The sequence below is a fragment of the Acidimicrobiales bacterium genome, from assembly GCA_035316325.1.
Taxonomy (GTDB): domain Bacteria; phylum Actinomycetota; class Acidimicrobiia; order Acidimicrobiales; family VFJN01; genus DASXTK01.
Genome location: DATHJB010000127.1, coordinates 1 through 20,956, shown reverse-complemented (window position 1 = coordinate 20,956; position 20,956 = coordinate 1). Strand labels below are relative to the sequence as shown.

The following is a 20,956-nucleotide window of genomic DNA, read 5'->3' as shown; positions in this document are numbered from 1 at the left end:
CTCCTGGGGTTGGGTTGGTCAGAGGCGGAGCGAGGAGAACGAGCCGGCCATCAGCGGGACGATGGCCAGCAGCAGGAAGGCCGGCAGCGTGGTCAGGACGAGGGGGAAGAGCAGGAGGACCGGCAGCCGCCGCGCCGACTCCTCGGAGTGGCGTCGGCGGCGCAGCCGGCTCTCGACGGCCAGCCGGTCGAGGGCCGGGCCGAGCGGGGTGCCGTAGCGGTCGTGGTCGACCAGGGCGTCGACGAAGCTGCGCAGCGTGGTGCCGCACATGGCTGTGAGGTGCGGCAAGACCTCGGCGGTCGCGGCACCTCGGTCGAGCTGCGTCGCGGCCTCGTGGATGGCCCGGCCGACCGGCCCACCCGGCCGATCACGGATGGCGGCCAGCGCCCGCCCCACGGGCAGCCCGGCCAGGGTCGTCAGCCGCAGCAGATCGACGACATCCGGCAACTGCTCGACCACGTCGGCGTCCCGCCGCGCCCGGGTCCGCCGCCCCCGCAACGCAAACCCACGACCGATCCCCACCAGCCGCCCCACGGGAACCACGTGCCGCGCGCCAACCCGCCACACCACCCGGTCGACGACACCCCCGAGCAGCAACCCCCACATCCCCCCGAGCAACACCACCCCCGACAGGTCCGTCATCGGATGGCGGCCTTCGTGAGGCGGGTCATCCAGAGGGCGCCGGCAAGGTCGAGGGTGAGGCCGACGGTGAGGCAGAGCCAGCCGGCCGAGGAACCGACGAGGAAGTCGGCGATGGCGGGGTCGGAGGTGCTGAGGAGCACCGCGAAGGCGACCGGGGAGATCGAGAGGACCACGGCGCTGGCCCGGGCCTGGGTGGCCAGGGAACGACGCTCACCGGCGAGCTCCAGGCGCTCCCGCAGCGTCGCCGCCACGCCGTCGAGGGCTCGGGCCGGGGCGACACCCACGGTGGCGGCAAGGACGAGCGCCGTCGCCACCAGGCGGGTGCTCCGCTCGGCGTGGGCGGCGGCCCACTCGTCGACGACCTCGGCCAGCGGGCGGCCGCGGCTGGTCGCCTGCGCCATGGCGCCGAGCTCCCGGCCGAGCGGCGCCTCCACCGTCCGGGCCGCCTCGGCGAGCGCCTGGGTCACCGACGAGCCCGTCCGCAGAGCGCCCGCCATCCGCTCCAGCGACTCGGGCAGCTGGAGCTGCCGAGCGGTCCGCAGCACCGCCTGACGTCGCCGCCACCACCACACGAGGCACACCACCAGGGCCACCGCCAGCAAGGGCGAGACCAGCAGCCCGACGGCTACCGACCCCACGGCGATCCCCGCCGCCGCGCCCGACGAGACCGGCAGCCGCCATGCCGCCTCGGTCGGCGCCTCGGCGACGAGGCCGGCGACTCGACGGCGGGCCCGGCGACGGGTGAGCGGAAGCGAGGTCATGGTGTCGGCTCGACGTGGCGGGGTGGGCGGGAAGGGGTGGCGATCACGTGGTCGGACAGTGAGAGGGGTCGGGTGCGGACCGGGGACTCGGGGTCGGGGGTGACCTCGTCGATGGAGACGACGTGGCGGGAGCCGTCGGGGCGGCGGGCGACGTGGACGACCAGGTCGAGGGCGCTGGACAGCTGCTCGCGGATCGCCGGCAGCGGGAGGTCGAGGCCGCCCATCAGGCTCATGGTCTCCAGCCGCCGCAGCGCGTCGACCGGACTGTTGGCGTGGCACGTCGACAGCGAGCCGTCGTGGCCCGTGTTGAGCGCCTGCAGGAGGTCGACGGCCTCGCCGCCACGGACCTCGCCGACGACCAGACGGTCGGGGCGCATCCGCAACGCCGCCCGCAGCAGGTCGCGCACGGCGACCGCGGGCAGGCCGTCGGGCGTGGCCGGCCGGGCCTCCAGCCGCACCACCTGGTCGCCCGGCAGCCGCAGCTCGGCCGCGTCCTCGACGGTGACGACCCGCTCGCCCGCCGGCAGGTGCTGGCACAGGGCGTTGAGCAACGTGGTCTTGCCGGCGCCCGTGCCGCCGCACACCACCAGGTTCCACCCGCCTACCACCGCGTCGACCAGCAACGACTCCACCGACGGGCCGCAGAACCGGGACAGGGGCAGCGCAGAGACGGCGAAGCGCCGGATGGTGACGTAGGGCCCGTCGACCGCCAACGGCGGCAGCACCACGTGCACCCGGGAGCCGTCGGGCAGCCGGGCGTCGACGATGGGCGTGGAGCGGTCGGCCCGGAGCCCGAGCCGCGACACCACCCGTTCGACCAGCAGGTCGATCGCCGCGGCGTCGAGCGCGATCCCGGTGCGCACCAGCCGCCCCGCCCGCTCGACCCACACCCAGCCGGGCCCGTTGACGAGCACGTCGGTGATCGCCGGGTCGGCCAGCAGCGGCTCGATCGGCCCGGCGCCGAGCATCCGGGCCCGCATCCGGGCCACGACGCCGGCCACCGAGGCGGCGTCGAGCAGCGGATCCTCGAGGCGCACGAGCTCCGTGAGCACTGCGTCGTCGAGCGGCCCGTCGCCCTCGGCGGCGAGCAGCCGCCGGTGCACCCGTTCGTCGAGCGCCGCGGCCCCGCCCGCCAGATCAGGCCGCATCGCGCAACCCCCTCGCCAGCGTCCGCGGCAGCCGCGCCACGTGGAGCAGCCCGGCGTCGACCGCCCGCGCCACCCGGGGATCGGTCTCCAGCTCGGCCACCACCGGCGCGCCCACGACGCGCTCGACGTCGCTGCGCCCCAGCACCCGCCCCGGTTCGCGCACCACCACGACACCGGTGGGCCGGGGCGTGATGCGCAACAGCCGCTGCAGCGCCACGAAGCACGGCCGGATGACGAGCAGCGACGACGCCGCGGCCAGCGCCACGACGTCGCCCGCCGCACCCCCGCCCGCCACCGTGCCGCAGTCGACCACCACCGGCCGCGTGCCCTGCTCGAGCAGCGTCGCCAGCACGCCGGCCCGACCCGGCTCGAGACGGCCGCCACCCCGGGGCAGCACCGACAGCCCGGCCGCAGCCGGCACCTCCAGGCGCACCAGGGCGTCGGCCGGCACCGACTCGCCGGCTGCCAACCAGCCCGCCAGCCCTGCCGACTCGACCTCCGCGAGCCCCAGCACCGCCGGGACGTCGCCTGCCAGATCGGCCAGGACGACACCGGCCGGGTCACGCGCCGCCAGCAGCAGCGCCAACGAGGTAGCGACCACGGTGGTGCCGACACCACCCTTGGCCGACCAACACGAGATGAGCAACGTCAGACCTCCACACGACGAAGGGAACTACTGAGGCCTGACGCGACCTGTGCGATGTGCTCCGCAGAAGGCGGGAGCACCGTGCGTCGTGCGAGTCGCCGGAATCGGCGAGCAGCTAGAAGATACCGAGATGCATCGGGGACATCAAGAGGTATCCCGCGCCTTTCGCCCCGAGTCCCCCCATGCCAACCACCCCGCCGCCGCCCCTAGTGGCGTCAGGGCGTCCAAGGCCGCCTGACCCGACACCACTAGGGTCACCCCGGTGGAGGCGGCCTTCTTCGACCTCGACAAGACGGTCATCGCCAAGGCGTCGATGGTCGCCTTCAGCGGCCCGCTGCACCAGGCGGGTCTTCTGCCCCGCCGTCTGATGCTCCGCGCCGCCTGGGGCCAGCTGGTCTACGCCCAGTTCGGGGCCTCGCCCGAGAAGCTGGCCAAGCTGCGCGACTCGGTGCTGCGCCTCACCCGCGGTTGGGACCACTCGGAGATCAGCGCCATCGTCCGGGAGACGCTGGAGCAGGTCGTCGAGCCCATCGTGTTCGACGAGGCGCTGGAGCTGATCCGCTGGCACCAGGCCGAGGGGCGGAAGGTCTTCATCGTCTCGGCGTCGCCGGAGGAGATCGTCGCCCCCCTGGCGCGCTACCTCGGCGTGGACGAGGCGCTGGCCACCCGCGCCGAGCTGGACGACGAGGGTCGCTACACCGGCCGCACCGAGCTGTACTGCTACGGCCCCGAGAAGGTCACGGTCATCCGGGCCGCCGCCCAGCGCGACGGCATCGACCTGACCAGGTCGTACGCCTACAGCGACTCGGCCACCGACCTGCCGATGCTGGAGGTCGTGGGGATCCCGAGCGTGGTCAACCCCGACCGCGAGCTGCTCCGAGCCGCGAAGGAGCGCGACTGGGAGATCCTGCGCTTCACCCGCCGTGCCCGCCTACGTGACCGCGTACCGATGCCCGCCCCCCGTCACGCGGCGATCGGGGGTGGAGCCGTGCTGCTCCTCGTCGGCGCCGGCGTCACCGCACGCTGGCTGTGGGACCGCCGCCAGCCCTCGCGACCTGCAAGGGCTCCGGCGACGGGGTCCCTCAGACCGAACGAACCTTCTTGGTGGCGACAGTTGCCAGGGCGACGAGGGCGATGAGGATGAGCAGCTTCTTCATGGGCGAGAGCGTAGCCCGCACCGTCAACGGCGCCGCGGGCGCGCGCCGCTGAGGCGCCGGCGGAGCGCGTCGGCTAGATAACCCACCATGTCCGACACCATCATCGTCACGGGGTTCCTGAAGGTCGATCCGGCGAAGCACGACGAGGCCGCCGCTGCGGCGCTCGAGCTGATGCGGGCGACCCACGTCGAGGAGGGCAACGAGGGCTACACCTTCTCTGCCGACCTGGAGACGCCCGGCGTCTTCCACATCGCCGAGCAGTGGGCCTCGCAGGACGCTCTCGACGCCCACATGGCCGCTCCGCACATGGCCACGTTCCTCGCCGCGGTCAGCGGCCTCGGCCTCGCCGGCGGCGGCGCCACCAAGTGGGAGGGCGGCACCCCGTCGAAGCTCATGTGAGCCGGCACACGACCTCGGCGCACGACGGCCCGCGGCGACTTAGAGTCAGCGGCGCCATGACGGTCGGCGAACGGATCCAGGCGCTGTGGGCGCGCACCGAGCCTCTGCGCCTCCGTTGGGCCAACACCGAAGCGGGCGCGCACCGCCACCTCGAGACGGCCGACAGCCCCTCGCGCACCCAGCGGATCCTGGTGTTCTCGGGCCTCACCGGGGTGGCGGTCGGCCTGATCGTGGTGGTGCTCGACAAGGCCGCGCACGACTGGCTGGCCGACCCCATGGCCCGACAGCCGCTGTGGCTGCAGGCCGCCGGGCCGGCGATCGGCCTGCTCGTGGCCTGGGCCGCGCTGGGAGCCCTCACCGACAAGGCCACACCCGACACCACCGACGAGTACGTCCGCGGCTTCCACCACTCACCGTCCGAGCCGCCCGACCCGAACCCGGCGGTCGGTCGCGCCGTGGCCGGCGTCGGCACCATCGGCTACGGCGGCGCCCTCAGCCTGGAGGGCCCGGCCGTCTACGTGGGCTCCGTCGTCGGCGCCTGGGTCCAGACCCGCTTCAGCCGCTTCTTCTCCCGCGAGGACGCCCGGGCCCTGCTGGTGGCAGGCGCCGCCGCGGGCATGTCGGCCGTGTTCAAGGCCCCCGCCACCGGGGCCCTGTTCGCCATCGAGGTGCCCTACCAGTCGGACGTGGCCCGCCGCGTCGCCCTGCCGGCGATCATCGGCGCCGCCGCCAGCTACGTGACCGCGGCGCTCGTCGACGACCTGACCCCGCTCCTCCCGCTCAACTCCGAGTACTCGTCGTTCGGCGCCTGGGAGCTGGTGGGCGCCGTGGTGGTGGGCCTGCTGTGCGGCGCCGCGGCCCGGGGCTTCAGCCTGGGCCTCGTGCTGCTGCACGGACGGGCGGCCCGCATCCCGAGCCTCGCCCGGCTCGCGGTCGCCGGCGTCGCCCTGTTCGGCCTCGCCTACCTGGCCGACGCCCTGTTCGACACGCCCCTCACCATCGGCCCCGGCTACGACGTGGTCACCTGGGTGGGCGACCCGACCCGCTCGCTGTGGCTGATCCTGGCACTGCTGCTGATGCGCGGCCTCGCCACCTCGGCGACCGCGACGGGCGGCGGCGTGGGCGGCTACTTCGTCCCGCTGGCGGTGGCCGGGGCGCTGCTGGGCCGCCTGGCCGGCGAGGTGATGAGCTTCGACGACACCAACCTGTTCCTGGTGGTCGGCATGGCTGCGTTCATCGGCGCCGGCCTGCGCACGCCGCTGGCCGCGGTGCTGTTCGCCGCCGAGGCGACCGGCCAGCCGGGCTTCGTGGTGCCGGCGCTGGTGGCGACGGCCGCGGGCCAGCTCGTGATCGGCCGAGCCTCGGTGTCACGGGCGCAGCGCGAGGGACGGCTCGGCCACCTGGAGCGCCGCTTCGACCTGCCCATCAGCGCCGTGCTGGAGACCGACGTGCGCACCGTGCCACCGGACGCCACCGTCGAGGAGTTCCTGGCGGTGCACCTGCTGGCGACCCGGCGCCGCGCCGTCCCCGTGGTCGACCACGACAACCGCTACCGGGGCGTGGCGCTGCTCGACGAGCTGGCGGCGGTACCCCGGGACGCCTGGGCGACCACGACCGTCGGCAACGTGGCCCACGGCGACGCACCCCGCGGCATGACCACATGGCTCATCCGAGACGCCGTGCAGACCATGCAGGCCGAAGGCACCGACCTGCTCCCCATCGTCGACGGCGAGGACCGCTTCGTCGGCGTGGTCACCACCGGCGACATCCTCCGCCTCGACGAGATCCTCGAGAAGACGACCAAGGCCTAAAACGACGAAATTGCGTGGCCAGCGGCTGCAGAGCAACCACCGACCACGCAATTTCGACCGGAAACTCAGACCGCCAGCAGGTCTCGTGCGCCGGTGTCGGACGAGGGATGCCGCAGCTTCGACATCGCCCGGGCCTCGATCTGGCGGATGCGCTCACGGGTGAGGTTGAAGTGCTCCCCCACCTCTTCCAGCGTGCGGGGCTCGCCGCGGTCGAGCCCGAAGCGCAGCTTCAGGATCTCGCGCTCGCGCTCGTCGAGCGGGGCCAGCAGCCGGTTGATCTCCTCGGGCAGCAGCGCGGTGGCCGCCACCTCGAAGGGCGACTCGGCCGACCGGTCCTCCACCACGTCGCCCAGCTCGGCGTCGCCGTCCTCCCGCAGGGGTTCGGACAGCGACAGCGGCTCGGCGGCGAAGCGCAGGGCCTCGGTGACCTTGTCCTCCGACATCTCGACCTCGGCCGCGAGCTCGGACAGCGTGGCCGGCCGACCCATCTTCAGCTCGAGGCGTGCCCGGGCCTTCTGCAGCCGGGCCAGCGTGTCACCCGCATGGACCGGCAGCCGGATGGTGCGGCCGGTGTTGGCGATGCCGCGGGTGATCGCCTGCCGGATCCACCAGGTGGCATAGGTGGAGAACTTGAACCCCTTGCGCCAGTCGAACTTCTCGACCGCGTGCATGAGGCCGAGGTTCCCCTCCTGGATGAGGTCCAGCAACGGCAGGCCCGAGGCCTGGTACTTCTTGGCGATGGAGACCACCAGTCGGAGGTTCGACTGCACGAAGGTGCGTTCTGCATCTTCGCCCTCACGCGCCGCGCGGCGCAGCTCACGCTTGCGAGCCGGAGTCAGCTTCGCACCAGCGCCGTCCATGTCGACACGAGCCGCGTTGCCGGCCTCTATGGCCTGAGCTAGGCGGACTTCGTCGTCCTTGGTGAGCAGCGGGTACTGGCCGATGTCGGTGAGGTACAGCCGAACGAGGTCTTCCTCGTCGCGCTCGACGCGCTCCTTGGGCAACGTATCGTCCTTCTTCGAGTGCGATCGTCGGTTGGAGATAGCCGCAAAACGGTGGATGCCCACGTAAGTGGCGAACCAGCGGAAACTGCGACTACAAGTCCCGGCGAAACCGGGATGTGGTCAGGATACCGGTGAGGTCAAGACCACCCACCGAATCGGATCGACCGATGCTCGCTACGCCCTGCAGTCGGCCCTCGTTCAGTGACATGTGTACCAGCGACCGTACGCCGCGCGCGAGTAAGGTGCCGGCCGAAGGGACCGCGGGAGGGCACCAGTGACCGTTCGGCTCGGGACCTATAGGCATGGCGGACGACCTCGATCTCACCATCGTGACGATGCTCTTCGCAGCGAAGGATCGTGCGCGGCTTGAGGGTGTCCTCGCGCGGTACGTGGTCGCGAGCCGTGCCCATCCCGGTTGCCGCAACATCGACCTCTGTGCTTCCGCCACCCATCCGGGCCGCTACCTCGTCATCGAGAAGTGGGCATCACCCGATGCCCAGCGGGCACACTTCGACTCGGACGACATGGTCGAGATGGCGCAGTCCTGCCAGGACAACCTGGTCGGTCCGCCCGAAATCGACCTGCTGGCGGCGGTCAGCGCACACGATCTGTGGTGAATGACTGAGGGGAGGGCAGGGCGTGCAACTCACCGAGGAACGAACCCTGGCCACCGTGCCTGAAACGACACCGGCCGTCGTCACACGACGCAAGGTGCCGGATCTCGGCGCCCTGGTCGAGGCGGCCCAGGGTGGCTCGGTCTCGGCTTTCGAACGGCTCTACCGCGCCATGGCGTCGCAGGTGGTGTCGTACCTCCGCTGGCATCGGGTCAGCGATCCCGACGGCCTCACCAACGACGTGTTCGCCCAGGTGCACCGCAAGCTGCGCTCGTTCCGCGGCGACGAGCAGGGGTTCCGCTCGTGGGTCTTCACGATCGCCCACCACCGGATGATCGACGACCGGCGGCGCTCGCAGCGCCAACCCTTCGTCGCCGGCGAGGTCGAGGTGGAGGACCACCGGGCCATGGGCGACGTCGAGGACGACGCCTTCGCGATCCTCGGGTCGGACCACGTGCGCGAGCTGCTCAACGTGCTGTCGCCCGACCAGCGCGCCGTCGTGCTGCTGCGGGTGGTGGCTGATCTGTCGGTCGAGGACGTCGCCAAGATCCTCGGCAAGCGCGAGGGCGCCGTCAAGGCGTTGCAGCACCGGGCGATGGGAGCGCTGCGCCGGCACCTGTCGCGCCACGCCGTCCCCCTCTGACCCCGTTCGGAGAGAGGCAGTATCCGATCTGCGCTGCACGTCGTTCTAGCAATTGGATGCTGCACCTCCAGCTCACCGAGCGCGACGTCGAGCGACTGCTCGCCGGCGAGCTGCCGCACGACCGCCCCGACCTCGTCGAGGTGGCGCGGTTCCTGGCGCGGCTGCGCGCGGTCGGGGAGATCGAGGGCGCGCCGCCGATGAGCCCGAAGCTGCTGGCGGAGCTCGACCTGGCCGAGGCCGGGCGTCGGCCCGACGACGGGGACGAGATGAGGCACCGGCGTGAGGATGCCGGACGCCGTGCCCGCATGGCCCGGCGCCGCTGGCGGCTCGTAGGCGCCGCCGCGATGGTGGCGATGCTGGGCGGGATCGTGTTCGCGCACGGGCACGGGGCCTTCACGTCGCAGGAGCCGAGCCACACCACCGACGCACCGTCCGACGCCGACCCTCCGTTCGACGACCGCACCGGTCCGCCGACCACACTTCCCGCCACCCCGCCGCCCACCGCGCCGCCCGAGACCGAGCCGCCGCCGACCGATCCCCCGTCGTCGCCCTATGGCGGCGCGAACGACGACCAGATCGTGACGTCCGACGACGGCCCCGGCGTCGACCGCCGGGGCGACGGCCGTGGTGACCACGACGGTGGCTACGACGGGCGCGACTTCCCGGGGTTCGACGAGGCCGACGCCGAGAAGTGGCTCGAGGAGTGCGGCCGCGACTGGGACTGCTGGATGGATGCCTACCGGGAGACCTACGGGCCGGCCCAGCCGGGGCCGGACGGGCCGCCCTGAGATCGACCACACCGGTACCCGAAGGTCGGAGCTGGCGCCGACCTTCGGGTACCGGTTGGTCAACCCATACCAACCCCGCCGCCACCCCAAGCGGCGAAGGCGGCTAAAGCCGCTTCACTCTCTGCAACTAATCGTCGCTAGTCCTCGCCGCGGGCCTGCACCGAGAGGCCGTCGATGTCGGCCCAGCTGAGCGACTCGGCGGTCCAGAGCCGGTCGAACACGTTGTCGGCCGCGTCGGTGAAGCCGTGGCGCACCCGGAACTGGTACAGCCGCCGCTGGCGCTGCACGTCGAGGCCGAGCCGCCGTCCGACCCGGCCCACCGCGAAGGCGTCCCACGCCGCCGACTGCGGCAGCGTCAGGTCGTCGTCGCTCGGGGCGTCGCCGAAGGCGGGGTCGAGCCGGTCGCGCAGCCGCATCAGCAGGCGCCCGAACAGCAGCGCCGACGCCCGGCCGTCGAACTGGCGGGGACGGTGGTTGTGCTCCAGTCCCCCGCTCTCGATCGACAGCACCGCCGGCTCGGAGCTCGACACCCACGCCCGGCCCAGCGGCGTGCTCTCGTCGACCTCGATGCGCAGCGGCTGCCCCACGGGGAGCCCGACCTGCTGCCAGACGCGCGCCGCCACCTCGGCGATCTGCGCCGCGTCGTAGTCGACCAGCAGGAACGTCTCGGGGACGACGGTGACCGCGCTCGTGTCGGTCGTGGTGGTGCCGCTCACGGGGCAGTGGCGGTCGCTGCCTGGCGGTTCTTCTCGATCGTCGCCTCGGCGTCCTCGCGGGCGGCCTTCGCGTCGTCGGCCAGCTCGTCGATCTCGGCGGTGTCGAAGCCGGCCAGCTCGCGGAAGCGACGGGCCAGGCGCACCGGGCTGTCCTCCTCCTCGCCGCGGAAGCCGCCGAGGCTGAAGAGGCGGTCGACGACGCGCTGGAACTCGAGGGCACGCTCGCGACGCTCGGGGTCCTTCTCGGTGAGCTTGCGGAGCCAGTCGGAGCCCATCTTCACGTGGGTGACCTCGTCGGCGAGCATCCAGTCCTCGCAGAACTCGAGCACCGGGTCGCCGGAGATGTCGCCGAACTCACGCATCGTGTTGAAGACGTCGATGGCCAGGCCTTCGAGCGCCCGGTTCACGCCGGTGAGCCGCAGCACGGGGTCGGGGTTGCAGGCGGCCTCGTAGAGGAACGTGGCCTCGGCGAACTCGCCGATCCCGGTGCCCATGTGCTCGGAGAGCTTGACGGAGATCTCGGTGTGGCGGGCCTCGTCCCAGCACTGGCGGGCCATGTCGAGCTTGAGCTGGAACGGCACCTCGGGGGTGGTCGACGCCGGCTCGTCCGCGTCGCCCGTGCCCCGGCGGCGCGACGTGTCCTCGGTGTCGAAGTCCCAACAGGTGCGTCCTGCGCCCTCGAGCGCCTGGACCTCGCCCATGAAGATGCCGTGCATGAGGACGCGGGCGGCGTCGGGCGAGTCGGCGCGGTCGGGGGTGAGGCGGCCGCCGTTCTTGCGCGTGCCGGCGTCGCGGGGGATCTGCCGGCCGTCCTGCAGCCGTGCCGTGATCGGCACTCGCACGAACCGCTCGTCCCGGGCCAGGTCCTCGACCGGGAAGCTCTTCCTCATGTCGTTGCCTCCTGTGCTGCGGCGCCCGAGTGGTCGCCCGAGCCGTTCGCGCTGCCGTCGATGCCGAAGCCGAGGGTGCCGGGGCCCGCGATGCCGCCGGCGGCGAGCATCAGCTTCTCGAGCTTGGCCGCCTGCGCTGCAGCCCGGTCGACGTCCTCGGGGGACTCGATCAGCGACTGCAGGAGCATCTCGCCGTCACGCCAGTCGTCGAGCTCGTCCTGGAGGATGAACTTCAACGAGCGCATCGTGGGCGCATCGGTGATGGTGGACGTGTTGTTGAGGTGGTACGTGTAGGCGGCGATCTTGTGCGGGATCAGCACCCGGTAGGCGCCGACCAGCTTCTCGATGGTGAGCTCGGGCGCCTCGGGCTCGGTCATGGCGTCGACGAAGGCGACCATCTGGTCGTTGGCGGGGGCCGTGAGCCGGTCGGGGTTCATCTCGCGCAGCTCGGGGAGGCGCTTGTGCCACAGCTCGGCGTGCCACGCATGGTGGTAGCAGTGGGTGCCGAGGCGCATCTTGACGTCGAGCTCGGGGACGGTGGCGACCCAGCCGCCGAGGACCTCGAACAGGCGCATCTCGATCCACTTGTAGTTGCCGACCCGCCGGGCCGACTCCTCCACGGTGAAGATCCCCGGAAGCTCCCGCCGGTCCCAAGGGGCGAACGGTGCTCTCGGTTTCTTCGGATCCGCCATCCAACCCCCTACGTCCTGACCAGTGATTCAGAATCTGACCTTATCTTGACCGAGGGGTCAAGTGGGCAGGCATAACCTCCGCTATCACGACGGCGACGAGGATCAGGCCGCCGCCCGCGGCGCTCGCCGCGGTGAGCTCGTCGCCCCGCAGCCAGCTGAGGAACGCGGCGAAGACGGGCTCCAGCAGGAGGACCAGGGCGGCGCGCGACGGGCTCACCGAACGCTGCGCCCACACCATCGCCAGGAACGCCAGCGCCGTGGCGAAGACACCGGTGAACACGGCGGCGCCGAGGGGGCCGCCACCGAAGACGACCGCATCGGCGTTCCCCTGCGCGCCGCTGACCACCAGCGACACCACACCCACCGTGGCGAGCTGGACGCAGGTGAAGCGGACGGCGTCGTGGCGCGCCGCGGTCCGGCCGAGGATCACGATGTGGACGGCGAAGCCGACGGCGCAGCCGACGGTCAGCACCTCGCCGCGACCGAACCCGCTCACGCCCCCGGTGAGCAGCAGCAGGCCGCCGACCGCCACCGCGATCCCCACGGCGGTGGCGGCGTGCAGCGGCGTCCGCAGGAACACGAAGGCGAGCACCGGCACGATCACCACCAGCATGTAGGTGAGGAACGCCGACGTGGCCGGGTCGGTGTACTGCAGGCCGACCGTCTGCAGCGTGTAGCCCGCCCACAGGGCCAGACCGGCGACGACGCCGTGGCGCAGCTCGTGCGGGGTGGCCGGATGGCCGCGGCCCCGGGCGGCGACGGCCAGGACGCCGGCGCCGATGAGGAAGCGCACCGCCAGGAACGGCACCGGGTCGACCTCGTCGACCGCGTCCTTCACCACGATGAAGGTGGTGCCGAAGCAGAAGGCGGCGACGACCAGCGCGGTGTCGGCGCGCCAGGTGGACGGGCCCCGCAGCGGCGCCTGCCGCGACGCCGCGACGGTCAAGTCGACCGGCTGGTCATGCCGTCCTGGACCAGCGCGTAGAAGGCCGTGAGGTCGCGCACGAGGGCCTCGACGTCCTTGGCGCCGCCCTCGCCATCGGGCCCCGCGTCGTGCAGCCAGTCGACCACCAGGTCGAACATGCCGCCGATGACACCGACCGCCACGGGATGGGCGTCGTCGGGGCGGCCCGACGTGATGCCGAAGCGGGCCCACACGTCGACCAGGAACCCGGCGGCCCAGCGCCGGTTGGCGCGGCGCTGGTGCTCGATGGCCGGTGAGACGCCGGCCCCCTCACCGAACGCCGCCCGCACGACGCGGGGGTCGTCGACCAGGGCGTGGGCGAAGGCGGTGACCAGGCCGCGGGTGGCGGCGGCGGGATCGTCGGGCGCGGCGTCGAGGGCGGCGACCATCTGGTCGCCGACGTCCTCGGCGATCCGCTGGAGCAGCGCCAGGTAGCAGCCCTCCTTGCCGCCGAAGAGCTCGTAGAAGCTGCGGGTGGCGACGTACGCCGTCTGGCAGATCTGCTCGATCGACGTGCCGGCGTAGCCCTTGGTGGCCACCAGCTCGAGCGCGGCGTCGAGGAGCTGCTCCCGGCGTTGCGCCCGCCGCTCGTCCGCGTCGAGACCCCGGATGCGACGCCCTGTCGTGATCTCCCCAGCCCTGGCCACGACCCGGAGGGTACCGCCCGGGTCCCCGATCAGGAGCGGTCGACGTGTTAAGGACAAGGCATCTTGTCCTTAAACAGCTTCCATGTTCTACTGACGTCCTCGGTGGCGAACGGCGCCGCTGATGGGGGGATCATCTGATGCGTTCATCCGCTCTGCGGCGGCTCGCCGCCGCTGCCCTGGTCGCGCTCGCGCTCTCCAGCGCCACGACCGCCGTCGACGCCGCGCCCCGCGCGCCACAGGCGCCGTCGTCCGGCGTCAACAACTGGAGCTGCCGGCCCTCGGCCGCCCATCCCGACCCGGTCGTGCTGCTCCACGGCCTCGGCGGCAACGGCCCCGGCCACTTCCTGTTCCTCGGCCCCGCGCTGGCGAGCGCCGGCTACTGCGTGTTCCACACCACGTACGGGCAGCCGGCCTGGTGGCTGCCGGTGGGCGGGCTGCGGCCGATCGACGAGTCGGCCCGTGAGCTGGCCGGCTTCGTCGACCGGGTGCGCGCCGCCACCCGCGCTCCGCAGGTCGACCTGGTGGGCCACTCCGAGGGCGGCTTCCAGTCGCTCTACATCCCGAAGGTGCTGGGCTTCGGGCCGAAGGTCGACTCGGTGGTGTCGCTGGCGCCGCCCACCCACGGCACCAACGCCAGCGGGCTGGTCACCCTGGCCGACTTGCTGGGCATCCGGCCCCAGGTCGACTTCGTGCTCGCCACGTTCGGCTGCCAGGCCTGCAGCGACCTGTTGCCCGGCGGCGGCGCCGTCCGGCGCCTGACCGACGGCCCCATCGCGGTCGCCGGCGTCGACTACACGGTCATCGCCTCCCGGGCCGACATCCTGGTGACGCCCACCGAGACGTCGTTCGTGCGGGAGCCCGGCGTCGACAACCTCTACGTGCAGGACGTCTGCCCGCTCGACCCCGTGGGCCACATCGGCATGGCGTTCGAGCAGGGCGTCGCCGACATGATCACCAACGCCCTCGACCCCGCGTCGGCCCGCCCGGTGCGCTGCAGCGTCGGCCTGCCCTTCTGACCGACTGACCGACTGACCGACTGACCGACCCGAAACTTCGACAGGAATGGTCGCCATGGCGCCATTCCTGTCGAAGTTTCGGTCAGGAGGCGGGGGCGAAGAGGGCCAGGGCCTCGGAGCGACCGAGCACCTGGACGCCCGGCTCGTGCGCCACGGCCTCCAGCCACGGCGGGCGGACCACGCCGACCACGGCGATGGCCACGTCGAGGCCCGACAGCGTCGCCGCCTGGCGGGCGAACGTGGTGGCGTAGTCGGGCGGGCGAACGTCGCGGCTCAGCTCCAGTAGTGCGTACGGGTCGGGCGCCCCGGTGTCGGCCAGCGGCTCCTGGCTGACGTACGGGGTGCCGGGCTCGATGCCGCCGCCCGAGAGACCGGGGCCGTCGTCGAGGATCGCCCCCTGCACCAGGTCGGGACGGGCTCCCGCGGTGAGCAGCGCCACGTAGCCGCCCAGGCCGCGGCCGTAGAGGGTGACCGGCCCGAGGTGGGCCAGCGCCACGTCGACGTCGCCCATCAGCACCTCGGCGAAGTAGCCGCCGCCCCGGGGGATCGTCGAGCGGCCGTGGCCGGTGAAGTCGAGCGCCCACACGGGACCGGGCCAGTCGACGACGTGGTCCGGCACCGAGGTGGGCGACTCCTCGCCCAGGCCGTGGAGGTGCAGCAGCGGCTGGCCGTCGCCGTCGCGCAGCCGGTGCAGCACCAGCTCGACCTTGTTGTGCCGCAGGGTGACGGTCGCCGGCGCGCTCGCGGGCCCGGGCGAGGGCTCGTCGAGGAAGTCGAGCACGATGTCGGCCACCCGCTCGGGCTGCTCGATGTGGACGAAGTGGCCGGCGCCGTCGAGGGCGACGAGGCGACCACCGGGCGGCAGGTCGCGCTCCACGTCCTCCGGCTGCGTGCCCCACCCCATCAGCTCCACCTCCATGCCGAGCACGGCCAGCACCGGCATGCCGAGGCCGGACAGCCGGCGCATCGCCCACTCGGGGCGCCAGGGGCCGAAGCCGCCCATGCGCATGGCGGGGTCGATCTTCCAGCGCCAGCCGTCGGAGTCGTGGCGGGCGCCGACGGTGACCAGGTAGCGGAGCCACTCGGACGAGAGGCGGGGGTTCATGCGGCCGCGGCGGGCGGCGAGCTCGTCGATGGTGCCGGGCTTGCGCATCGCGTCGACCGCGCCGCGGCGGATGTCGAGCCAGGTGGCCAGGTCGCCCGCCAGCAGCTTGGTGCGCATGTGGTCGGGGACGTCGGGCCAGTTGCGGCGGGACGGCAGGCCGTCGAGGTTGACCAGCTTGGCCACCCGGTGCGGCAGCGCGGAGGCGACCTGCAGCAGCAGCGACCCGCCCTTGGAGTGGCCGACGACCGGCACCGGGTCGGGGCCGAGGGTGGCGAGGACCGCCGCGGCGTCGCGGACGTCGGTGTCCCAGGCGTAGAGCGCGGCGCGGTCGGAGTCGCCGTGGCCCCGTTGGTCCCAGGCGACGACCCGCCAGCCGGCGTCGGCCAGCAGCGGGGCGAACACGTCGAAGGTGCGGGCGAAGTCGAAGCCACCGTGGAGGAGCGCCAGCGGCGGTGCGTCGGCACCGCCCCACTCGTGGACGGCGATGCGGATGCCGTGGGCGTCGACGTCGCGCACCCGGTCCGGCGGGCGGGCCCCGGGGTAGCCGACCTGCTCGACCTGCTCGTCTGCGGCCATCTCCGACATCGGTCCTCCCTCGGACGGACTGCCCTGCCCAGGGATTCGGCTGGGGCGTCCGACCAACCTTGACCCACGGGTCAAGCGCTCGGCAAGACCCCGTGACCCATGTCTCGTGGACTTCCCTGACCTGGGAGAGTTAGATACCAGCAATAACGTAACGCCGTTAACCCGCCGGCCTCCCCCAGGGGTTCCCATGCTCACACGCCTCGCTCGTCTCGCCACCTCGCGCGCCCGTTGGGTCCTCGTCGGGGCCGCCGTCTTCTTCGTCGTCGCCGGTGCCATCGGTGGCGGCGTCGCCGACCGGATGATCTCGGGAGGGTTCGAGGACCCGTCGTCCGAGTCGTCCCGCGCGGAGGAGGTGCTGGCCGACGAGTTCGACACCGGCGTCCCCAACGTCCTCCTCCTCGTCACCACCAAGGTCGGTGACGTCGACTCGCTCGGGAGCGTCTCGGCCGGGCAGGACATCACGCAGGAGCTCGCCGACCAGCCCCACGTCACCAACGTGTTCTCCTACTGGTCGGAGGGCAACGCCCCGCCCCTGCGCAGCGAGGACGGCACCCGGGCGCTGGTGCTGGGCCGCATCGACGCCACCGACGACAGCCAGCTCAACGACTACATCGAGGAGATCGGCCCCCGGCTGGAGCAGGACGCCGGGCCGGTCACGGTGGAGGTCGGCGGGGTGGCCGAGGTGTTCCGCGAGGTCAACGTGACCATCGAGGAGGACCTGGTGCGGGCGGAGCTGATCGCCCTGCCCATCACGCTGGTGCTGCTGGTCCTGGTGTTCGGCAGCGTCGTGTCCGCCGTCCTGCCGCTGATCGTGGGCGTGCTCTCGATCGTCGGCACGTTCCTCGCCCTGCGACTGCTCACCGAGGTCACCGACGTCTCGATCTACGCCCTCAACCTCACGACGGCGATGGGCCTCGGCCTGGCCATCGACTACAGCATGTTCATCGTCGCCCGCTACCGGGAGGAGCTGCGGGGAGGCCACGAGCCGAAGGTCGCCGTGACCCGCACGGTGCGGTCGGCCGGGCGCACCGTCGCCTTCAGCGCCGCCACCGTCGCCGCCTCGCTGTGCGCCGCACTCGTCTTCCCCTTCACGTTCCTGCGGTCGATGGCCTACGCCGGCCTCATCGTGTCGCTGATGGCGGGGCTGTTCTCGCTGGTGGTGCTGCCGGCGATCCTCATGGCGCTGGGCCACCGGGTGAACTCGCTGACCCTGTGGAAGCGGTCGGTCAACCCGCCCGAGGAAGGTATGTGGCACCGGATCGCCCTGCTCGTGATGCGCCGGCCGATCCCGGTGGCGACCGTGGTGATCGCCCTGCTGCTGGTGATGGGGTCGCCGTTCCTCGGCCTGCAGCTGCGGCTGCCCGACGACCGGGTGCTGCCCGAGTCGGCCTCGAGCCGCCAGGTGCACGACGTGATCCGCGACGAGTTCACGTCGACCGAGGCGGGCGCCCTGTCGGTGGTGGCGGCGTCGACCGGCGGGCTGTCGGGTGGCGACCTCACCGCCGCGGTCGACGAGTACGCCGCCACGCTGGCCGTGCTCCCGAGCGTGTCGCGGGTCGACGCGGCCACGGGTAGCTACTGCGGCGCCGGCCTGGCCGAGCAGCTCGGCTGCGAGCCCGGCCAGCTGGTGCTCGGGCCCGACACCGCACCCCGCTACGACGGCTTCACCCAGGGCGACGGGACCTACCTGTCGGTGGTCCCGTCGGTCGAGCCCATGTCGGACGAGGGCGAGGACCTGGTCAACGCCCTGCGCTCGTCGGACGCACCATTCCCGGTGACCGTCACGGGGCTCGGGGCCGAGCTGGTCGACTCCAACGACGCCCTGTTCTCCCGGCTGCCGCTGGCGCTCCTCATCATCGGCGTCATCACCGTGGTGCTGCTGTTCATGATGTTCGGCAGCGTGCTGATCCCCGTCAAGGCGCTGGTGCTCAACCTGCTCAGCCTGACGGCGACGTTCGGGGCCATGGTGTGGATCTTCCAGGACGGCCACCTGTCGGGCGTGCTCGACTTCACCGCCACCGGCGGGCTCGCCGCGGCGATGCCGATCCTCATGTTCTGCGTGGCCTTCGGGCTGTCGATGGACTACGAGGTGTTCCTGCTCTCCCGCATCAAGGAGGAGCACGACAAGGGGGTCGGCAACACCCGGTCGGTGGCGCTCGGCCTGGAGCGCACCGGCCGCATCGTCACGGCTGCCGCGGTGCTCATCGCCGTGGTGTTCCTGGCCTTCGCCACCGGTGGTGTCAGCTTCATGAAGCTGTTCGGCATCGGGCTCACGCTGGCCGTGCTGCTCGACGCCTTCGTCATCCGGGGCACGCTGGTGCCGGCGTTCATGCGGCTGGCCGGCGAGTGGAACTGGTGGGCCCCCGGGCCGCTGCGCCGGTTCCACCAGCGCTTCGGCATCTCCGAGCACGTCGACCTCGACGAGCTCGACCGAGCCGACGCCGCCCGCGAGCGCGAGACTGTCGGCTCCGACGCCGTGGTCGTCTCCTGAGGTGAAGACGCCCCGGGTGCCCCGGCATCGGCGCCAGACGATGCCGACACCCACGTCCCGACGCTCGCGGACCGGAGCGACCACTCCCGCTCCGGTCACGCCGCCTGAGACCACCCGGTCTCAGGCGGCGTCGCGTCGCGCCCGCGCCCGCAAGGGCGAGGGGCAGCTGCTGCGCAAGGAGATCCTGGTCGCCGCCGAGGAGCTGCTGCTGGCGACCGGGTCGGCCGAGGCCGTGTCGATCCGAGCCGTGGCCGACGCCGTCGGGGTGACGCCGCCGTCGATCTACCGGCACTTCCCCGACAAGACCACCCTCATCTACGAGGTGTGCGCCCGGCACTTCGTGTCGCTCGACGCGGCGATCGAGGCCGCGGTCGCCGGCATCGCCGACCCGCTGCTGGAGCTCCAGGCCCGCGGTCGCGCCTACGTGGAGTTCGGGCGGGCCAACCCGGAGCCCTACCGGATCATGTTCATGCTGCGACCCGAGCAGGGGCCGGCCGAAGCGGCGCAGCACGAGTGGGTCAACGAGTCACGCACCTTCCTCGACACCATCGCCAACGTGCAGCGCTGCGTCGACGCCGGCGCCTTCCGCCCCGAGTTCACCGACGCCCTCCTCGTGACCCTCGGCTTCTGGGCGCGGGTCCACGGCATCACGTCGCTGATGGTGAGCAAGCCCGCCCTTCCCTGGTCCGAGGACGCGTTCATCGACAAGTACCTCGAGACCTGCCTCCACGGCATCGCCGACCGCTGAGCGGGCGCCTACGCGTCGTCCGGATCGGCGGACCAGTCGCGGTCGGGCGTGAGGTAGATGAAGGGGAGGCTGAGGCCGGAGACCACGGCCTTGATGGTGAGGTTGACCACGAAGATGTCCCACACGGCGGCCCACGGGAGCGTGAGGGCGTGGTCGGCCATGAAGGGGATCGCCCCGAAGGCCCCGACCACGAACACCACGTTGTCGATCGGCACCGACACGGCGTTCGACACCGCCACCCGCGCCCACTGGTGGCGGGTCGTCACCCGGCGGACGAACCAGTGGTACACCTCGGTGTCGATCAGCTCGCTGATCACCTCGGCGACGATCGACGCCACCACGATCCGCCAGATCGGCCCCAGCACGGCCTGGAACTCCTCACCCAGCGGGTAGCTGGCGTCGCTCGGCTGCCGGGCGACCCACTGCAGGTAGGCGGCCATCCCCAGGTTCACGAACGCGGCCGTGATCACCAGCGTGCGGGCCGCCCGCTTGCCGAGCGCCTTGTGGACGACGTCGCGCAGCGTGAAGGTGATCGGGTAGATCCACGTGCCCATGTCGACCGCCCGACCGAAGGCCGTGCCGATCTTGAGGCTGGTGATGTCGGAGACGACCTGCGCCCCGACGTAGGCGCCGACCGCGGCGATCGCCAGGCGGGACACCGTCGCCAGCGGCACCCCCGCCGTGGTGGCGGCGCGCGGGGGCGCGGCCGTTTCCTGCGCTTCAGACATCCTGCCCTCCGGTTTTGGTGAGGCGGGTTCGACCGGGACCGCCAGGACGACCAGTGTACGTTCGACCCGGATGGGTGACCTCTCCTACGACGACGTGGGCGATCCCGCGGGAACCCCGGTGGTGTTCCTCCACGGCACTCCCGACTCCCGGCTGTCGCGGCATCCGGACGACGGTCTCGCCGCCTCCGCCGGGGTGCGGCTCCTCGCTGTCGACCGGCCGGGCTACGGCGGCACGTCGCCCGGGCCCTTCGTCGGCCGGGTGACCGCGCTGCTGGAGCAGCTGGGGATCGAGCGGGCCGCGGTGGTGGCGTGGTCGGGTGGGGCGCTGGCGGGGCTGGAGCTGGCGGCGACGTCGGCGTGGGTCACGTCGCTGTACGTCGCCGGGGGCCTGGTGCCGGTGGAGGCGTACGACGATCCGGACGTGCGGGCCGCCGCCGAGGCGCAGCTGGGGCTGCTGGAGATGAGCGAGGCGTTCCCGCCCGACGAGCTGGCCGCCGCCGTCGCGCCGATGCTGGCGCCCTACCCCTGCGACCACGACCTGGCCCTGGAGCACCAGCGGGAGCACCGCGACCCGGCCGAGCAGGCACGGATCGCGGCGGTGCCGGGCGCGGTCGACCAGATGGCCGACGGGCTCGTGGAGGCGGTGCGGCTGGGGCTCGCCGGCGTCGAGGCCGACCTGGTCGACCAGGTGCGGCCGCTCCGCGTCGACCTGCGGGACATCGCCGTGCCGGTGCAGCTCTGGTACGGCGCCGACGACCAGG

22 protein-coding genes are annotated in these 20,956 nt (G+C 72.5%); 10 read left to right on the top strand and 12 right to left on the bottom strand.

Features of this window, described 5'->3' with window-relative positions; all coding sequences use genetic code 11:
• Positions 1–18: 18 nt before the first annotated feature.
• The 4 genes from VK611_16770 to VK611_16755 are packed head-to-tail and all read right to left on the bottom strand — an operon-like array spanning position 19 to position 3,197.
• The gene (locus tag VK611_16770) at positions 19–642 is read right to left on the bottom strand and encodes a type II secretion system F family protein (protein ID HMG42989.1); all 624 of its coding nucleotides are present in this window, start codon (positions 640–642) and stop codon (positions 19–21) included.
• Positions 639–1,403 (bottom strand): type II secretion system F family protein, encoded by a 765-nt coding sequence (locus tag VK611_16765; protein HMG42988.1) that lies wholly within the window; start codon positions 1,401–1,403, stop codon positions 639–641. Before VK611_16765 ends, VK611_16770 begins: the two co-directional genes overlap by 4 nt.
• Positions 1,400–2,551, bottom strand: a complete 1,152-nt coding sequence (locus VK611_16760; GenBank protein ID HMG42987.1) for a CpaF family protein — start codon at positions 2,549–2,551, stop codon at positions 1,400–1,402. Before VK611_16760 ends, VK611_16765 begins: the two co-directional genes overlap by 4 nt.
• Positions 2,541–3,197, bottom strand: a complete 657-nt coding sequence (locus VK611_16755) for a hypothetical protein (GenBank protein ID HMG42986.1) — start codon at positions 3,195–3,197, stop codon at positions 2,541–2,543. Before VK611_16755 ends, VK611_16760 begins: the two co-directional genes overlap by 11 nt.
• 262 nt (positions 3,198–3,459) lie before the next feature.
• Here VK611_16755 and VK611_16750 point away from each other — a divergent pair, with 262 nt between their 5' ends.
• The 3 genes from VK611_16750 to VK611_16740 all read left to right on the top strand — a co-directional run bounded on the left by VK611_16750 (position 3,460) and on the right by VK611_16740 (position 6,564).
• Positions 3,460–4,335 (top strand): HAD-IB family hydrolase, encoded by an 876-nt coding sequence (locus VK611_16750; GenBank protein ID HMG42985.1) that lies wholly within the window; start codon positions 3,460–3,462, stop codon positions 4,333–4,335.
• A gap of 106 nt (positions 4,336–4,441) precedes the next feature.
• The gene (locus VK611_16745) at positions 4,442–4,753 is read left to right on the top strand and encodes a putative quinol monooxygenase (protein HMG42984.1); all 312 of its coding nucleotides are present in this window, start codon (positions 4,442–4,444) and stop codon (positions 4,751–4,753) included.
• A gap of 56 nt (positions 4,754–4,809) precedes the next feature.
• Entirely contained in the window at positions 4,810–6,564 is a 1,755-nt protein-coding gene (locus tag VK611_16740) for a chloride channel protein (protein ID HMG42983.1), read from the top strand.
• A 65-nt stretch (positions 6,565–6,629) separates the two neighbouring features.
• Here the strand turns inward: VK611_16740 and VK611_16735 are convergent, their stop codons facing one another.
• A complete protein-coding gene (locus VK611_16735) occupies positions 6,630–7,568 on the bottom strand; it encodes a sigma-70 family RNA polymerase sigma factor (protein HMG42982.1) in 939 nt (312 codons plus the stop codon).
• Between the two features lie 302 nt (positions 7,569–7,870).
• On the opposite strand from VK611_16735, the gene VK611_16730 reads away from it, so the two are divergent.
• From VK611_16730 to VK611_16720, 3 genes are read left to right on the top strand one after another with little or no spacing between them, the layout of a single operon-like run.
• Entirely contained in the window at positions 7,871–8,185 is a 315-nt protein-coding gene (locus VK611_16730; GenBank protein ID HMG42981.1) for an antibiotic biosynthesis monooxygenase family protein, read from the top strand.
• Positions 8,186–8,240: 55 nt separating this feature from the next.
• Positions 8,241–8,825 carry an RNA polymerase sigma factor gene (locus VK611_16725; protein ID HMG42980.1) on the top strand — a complete coding sequence of 195 codons (585 nt, stop codon included), beginning with the start codon at positions 8,241–8,243 and terminating at the stop codon, positions 8,823–8,825.
• A gap of 56 nt (positions 8,826–8,881) precedes the next feature.
• Positions 8,882–9,613: a hypothetical protein gene (locus tag VK611_16720; GenBank protein HMG42979.1), complete on the top strand. Its 732-nt coding sequence runs from the start codon at positions 8,882–8,884 to the stop codon at positions 9,611–9,613.
• A gap of 137 nt (positions 9,614–9,750) precedes the next feature.
• Here VK611_16720 and VK611_16715 read toward each other — a convergent pair whose 3' ends face one another.
• Genes VK611_16715 through VK611_16695 form a run of 5 tightly spaced genes read right to left on the bottom strand, consistent with a single transcriptional unit; the run spans position 9,751 to position 13,522 of the window.
• Complete coding sequence (locus tag VK611_16715; protein HMG42978.1) at positions 9,751–10,329, bottom strand: hypothetical protein; 579 nt, start codon at positions 10,327–10,329, stop codon at positions 9,751–9,753.
• Positions 10,326–11,219 (bottom strand): DUF455 family protein, encoded by an 894-nt coding sequence (locus VK611_16710; protein HMG42977.1) that lies wholly within the window; start codon positions 11,217–11,219, stop codon positions 10,326–10,328. Before VK611_16710 ends, VK611_16715 begins: the two co-directional genes overlap by 4 nt.
• Entirely contained in the window at positions 11,216–11,911 is a 696-nt protein-coding gene (locus tag VK611_16705; protein ID HMG42976.1) for a hypothetical protein, read from the bottom strand. The genes VK611_16710 and VK611_16705 overlap by 4 nt, the downstream gene beginning before the upstream one ends.
• A gap of 40 nt (positions 11,912–11,951) precedes the next feature.
• A complete protein-coding gene (locus tag VK611_16700; protein HMG42975.1) occupies positions 11,952–12,857 on the bottom strand; it encodes a DMT family transporter in 906 nt (301 codons plus the stop codon).
• On the bottom strand, positions 12,854–13,522 hold the full coding sequence (locus VK611_16695) for a TetR/AcrR family transcriptional regulator (GenBank protein HMG42974.1): 669 nt from the start codon (positions 13,520–13,522) through the stop codon (positions 12,854–12,856). The genes VK611_16700 and VK611_16695 overlap by 4 nt, the downstream gene beginning before the upstream one ends.
• A gap of 137 nt (positions 13,523–13,659) precedes the next feature.
• Here VK611_16695 and VK611_16690 point away from each other — a divergent pair, with 137 nt between their 5' ends.
• Positions 13,660–14,538 (top strand): alpha/beta fold hydrolase, encoded by an 879-nt coding sequence (locus tag VK611_16690; GenBank protein HMG42973.1) that lies wholly within the window; start codon positions 13,660–13,662, stop codon positions 14,536–14,538.
• 82 nt (positions 14,539–14,620) lie between these two features.
• Here the strand turns inward: VK611_16690 and VK611_16685 are convergent, their stop codons facing one another.
• Entirely contained in the window at positions 14,621–16,228 is a 1,608-nt protein-coding gene (locus tag VK611_16685) for an alpha/beta hydrolase (GenBank protein ID HMG42972.1), read from the bottom strand.
• Between the two features lie 187 nt (positions 16,229–16,415).
• On the opposite strand from VK611_16685, the gene VK611_16680 reads away from it, so the two are divergent.
• Entirely contained in the window at positions 16,416–18,719 is a 2,304-nt protein-coding gene (locus VK611_16680) for an MMPL family transporter (protein ID HMG42971.1), read from the top strand.
• A gap of 1 nt (position 18,720) precedes the next feature.
• Entirely contained in the window at positions 18,721–19,467 is a 747-nt protein-coding gene (locus VK611_16675) for a TetR/AcrR family transcriptional regulator (protein HMG42970.1), read from the top strand.
• 8 nt (positions 19,468–19,475) lie between these two features.
• Here VK611_16675 and VK611_16670 read toward each other — a convergent pair whose 3' ends face one another.
• Complete coding sequence (locus VK611_16670) at positions 19,476–20,195, bottom strand: queuosine precursor transporter (protein HMG42969.1); 720 nt, start codon at positions 20,193–20,195, stop codon at positions 19,476–19,478.
• Between the two features lie 70 nt (positions 20,196–20,265).
• Here VK611_16670 and VK611_16665 point away from each other — a divergent pair.
• Positions 20,266–20,956, top strand: a 691-nt coding sequence (locus VK611_16665) for an alpha/beta hydrolase (GenBank protein ID HMG42968.1), incomplete at its 3' end; no start/stop codon positions are given.

Bases quoted from the DNA above. Each gene is read 5' to 3' on its own strand.
- VK611_16770 (HMG42989.1), bottom strand. From the start codon at position 642: ATGACGGACCTGTCGGGGGTGGTGTTGCTCGGGGGGATGTGGGGGTTG.
- VK611_16765 (HMG42988.1), bottom strand. From the start codon at position 1,403: ATGACCTCGCTTCCGCTCACCCGTCGCCGGGCCCGCCGTCGAGTCGCC.
- VK611_16760 (HMG42987.1), bottom strand. From the start codon at position 2,551: ATGCGGCCTGATCTGGCGGGCGGGGCCGCGGCGCTCGACGAACGGGTG.
- VK611_16745 (HMG42984.1), top strand. From the start codon at position 4,442: ATGTCCGACACCATCATCGTCACGGGGTTCCTGAAGGTCGATCCGGCG.
- VK611_16740 (HMG42983.1), top strand. From the start codon at position 4,810: ATGACGGTCGGCGAACGGATCCAGGCGCTGTGGGCGCGCACCGAGCCT.
- VK611_16730 (HMG42981.1), top strand. From the start codon at position 7,871: ATGGCGGACGACCTCGATCTCACCATCGTGACGATGCTCTTCGCAGCG.
- VK611_16720 (HMG42979.1), top strand. From the start codon at position 8,882: ATGCTGCACCTCCAGCTCACCGAGCGCGACGTCGAGCGACTGCTCGCC.
- VK611_16710 (HMG42977.1), bottom strand. From the start codon at position 11,219: ATGAGGAAGAGCTTCCCGGTCGAGGACCTGGCCCGGGACGAGCGGTTC.
- VK611_16705 (HMG42976.1), bottom strand. From the start codon at position 11,911: ATGGCGGATCCGAAGAAACCGAGAGCACCGTTCGCCCCTTGGGACCGG.
- VK611_16690 (HMG42973.1), top strand. From the start codon at position 13,660: ATGCGTTCATCCGCTCTGCGGCGGCTCGCCGCCGCTGCCCTGGTCGCG.
- VK611_16685 (HMG42972.1), bottom strand. From the start codon at position 16,228: ATGTCGGAGATGGCCGCAGACGAGCAGGTCGAGCAGGTCGGCTACCCC.
- VK611_16680 (HMG42971.1), top strand. From the start codon at position 16,416: ATGCTCACACGCCTCGCTCGTCTCGCCACCTCGCGCGCCCGTTGGGTC.
- VK611_16670 (HMG42969.1), bottom strand. From the start codon at position 20,195: ATGTCTGAAGCGCAGGAAACGGCCGCGCCCCCGCGCGCCGCCACCACG.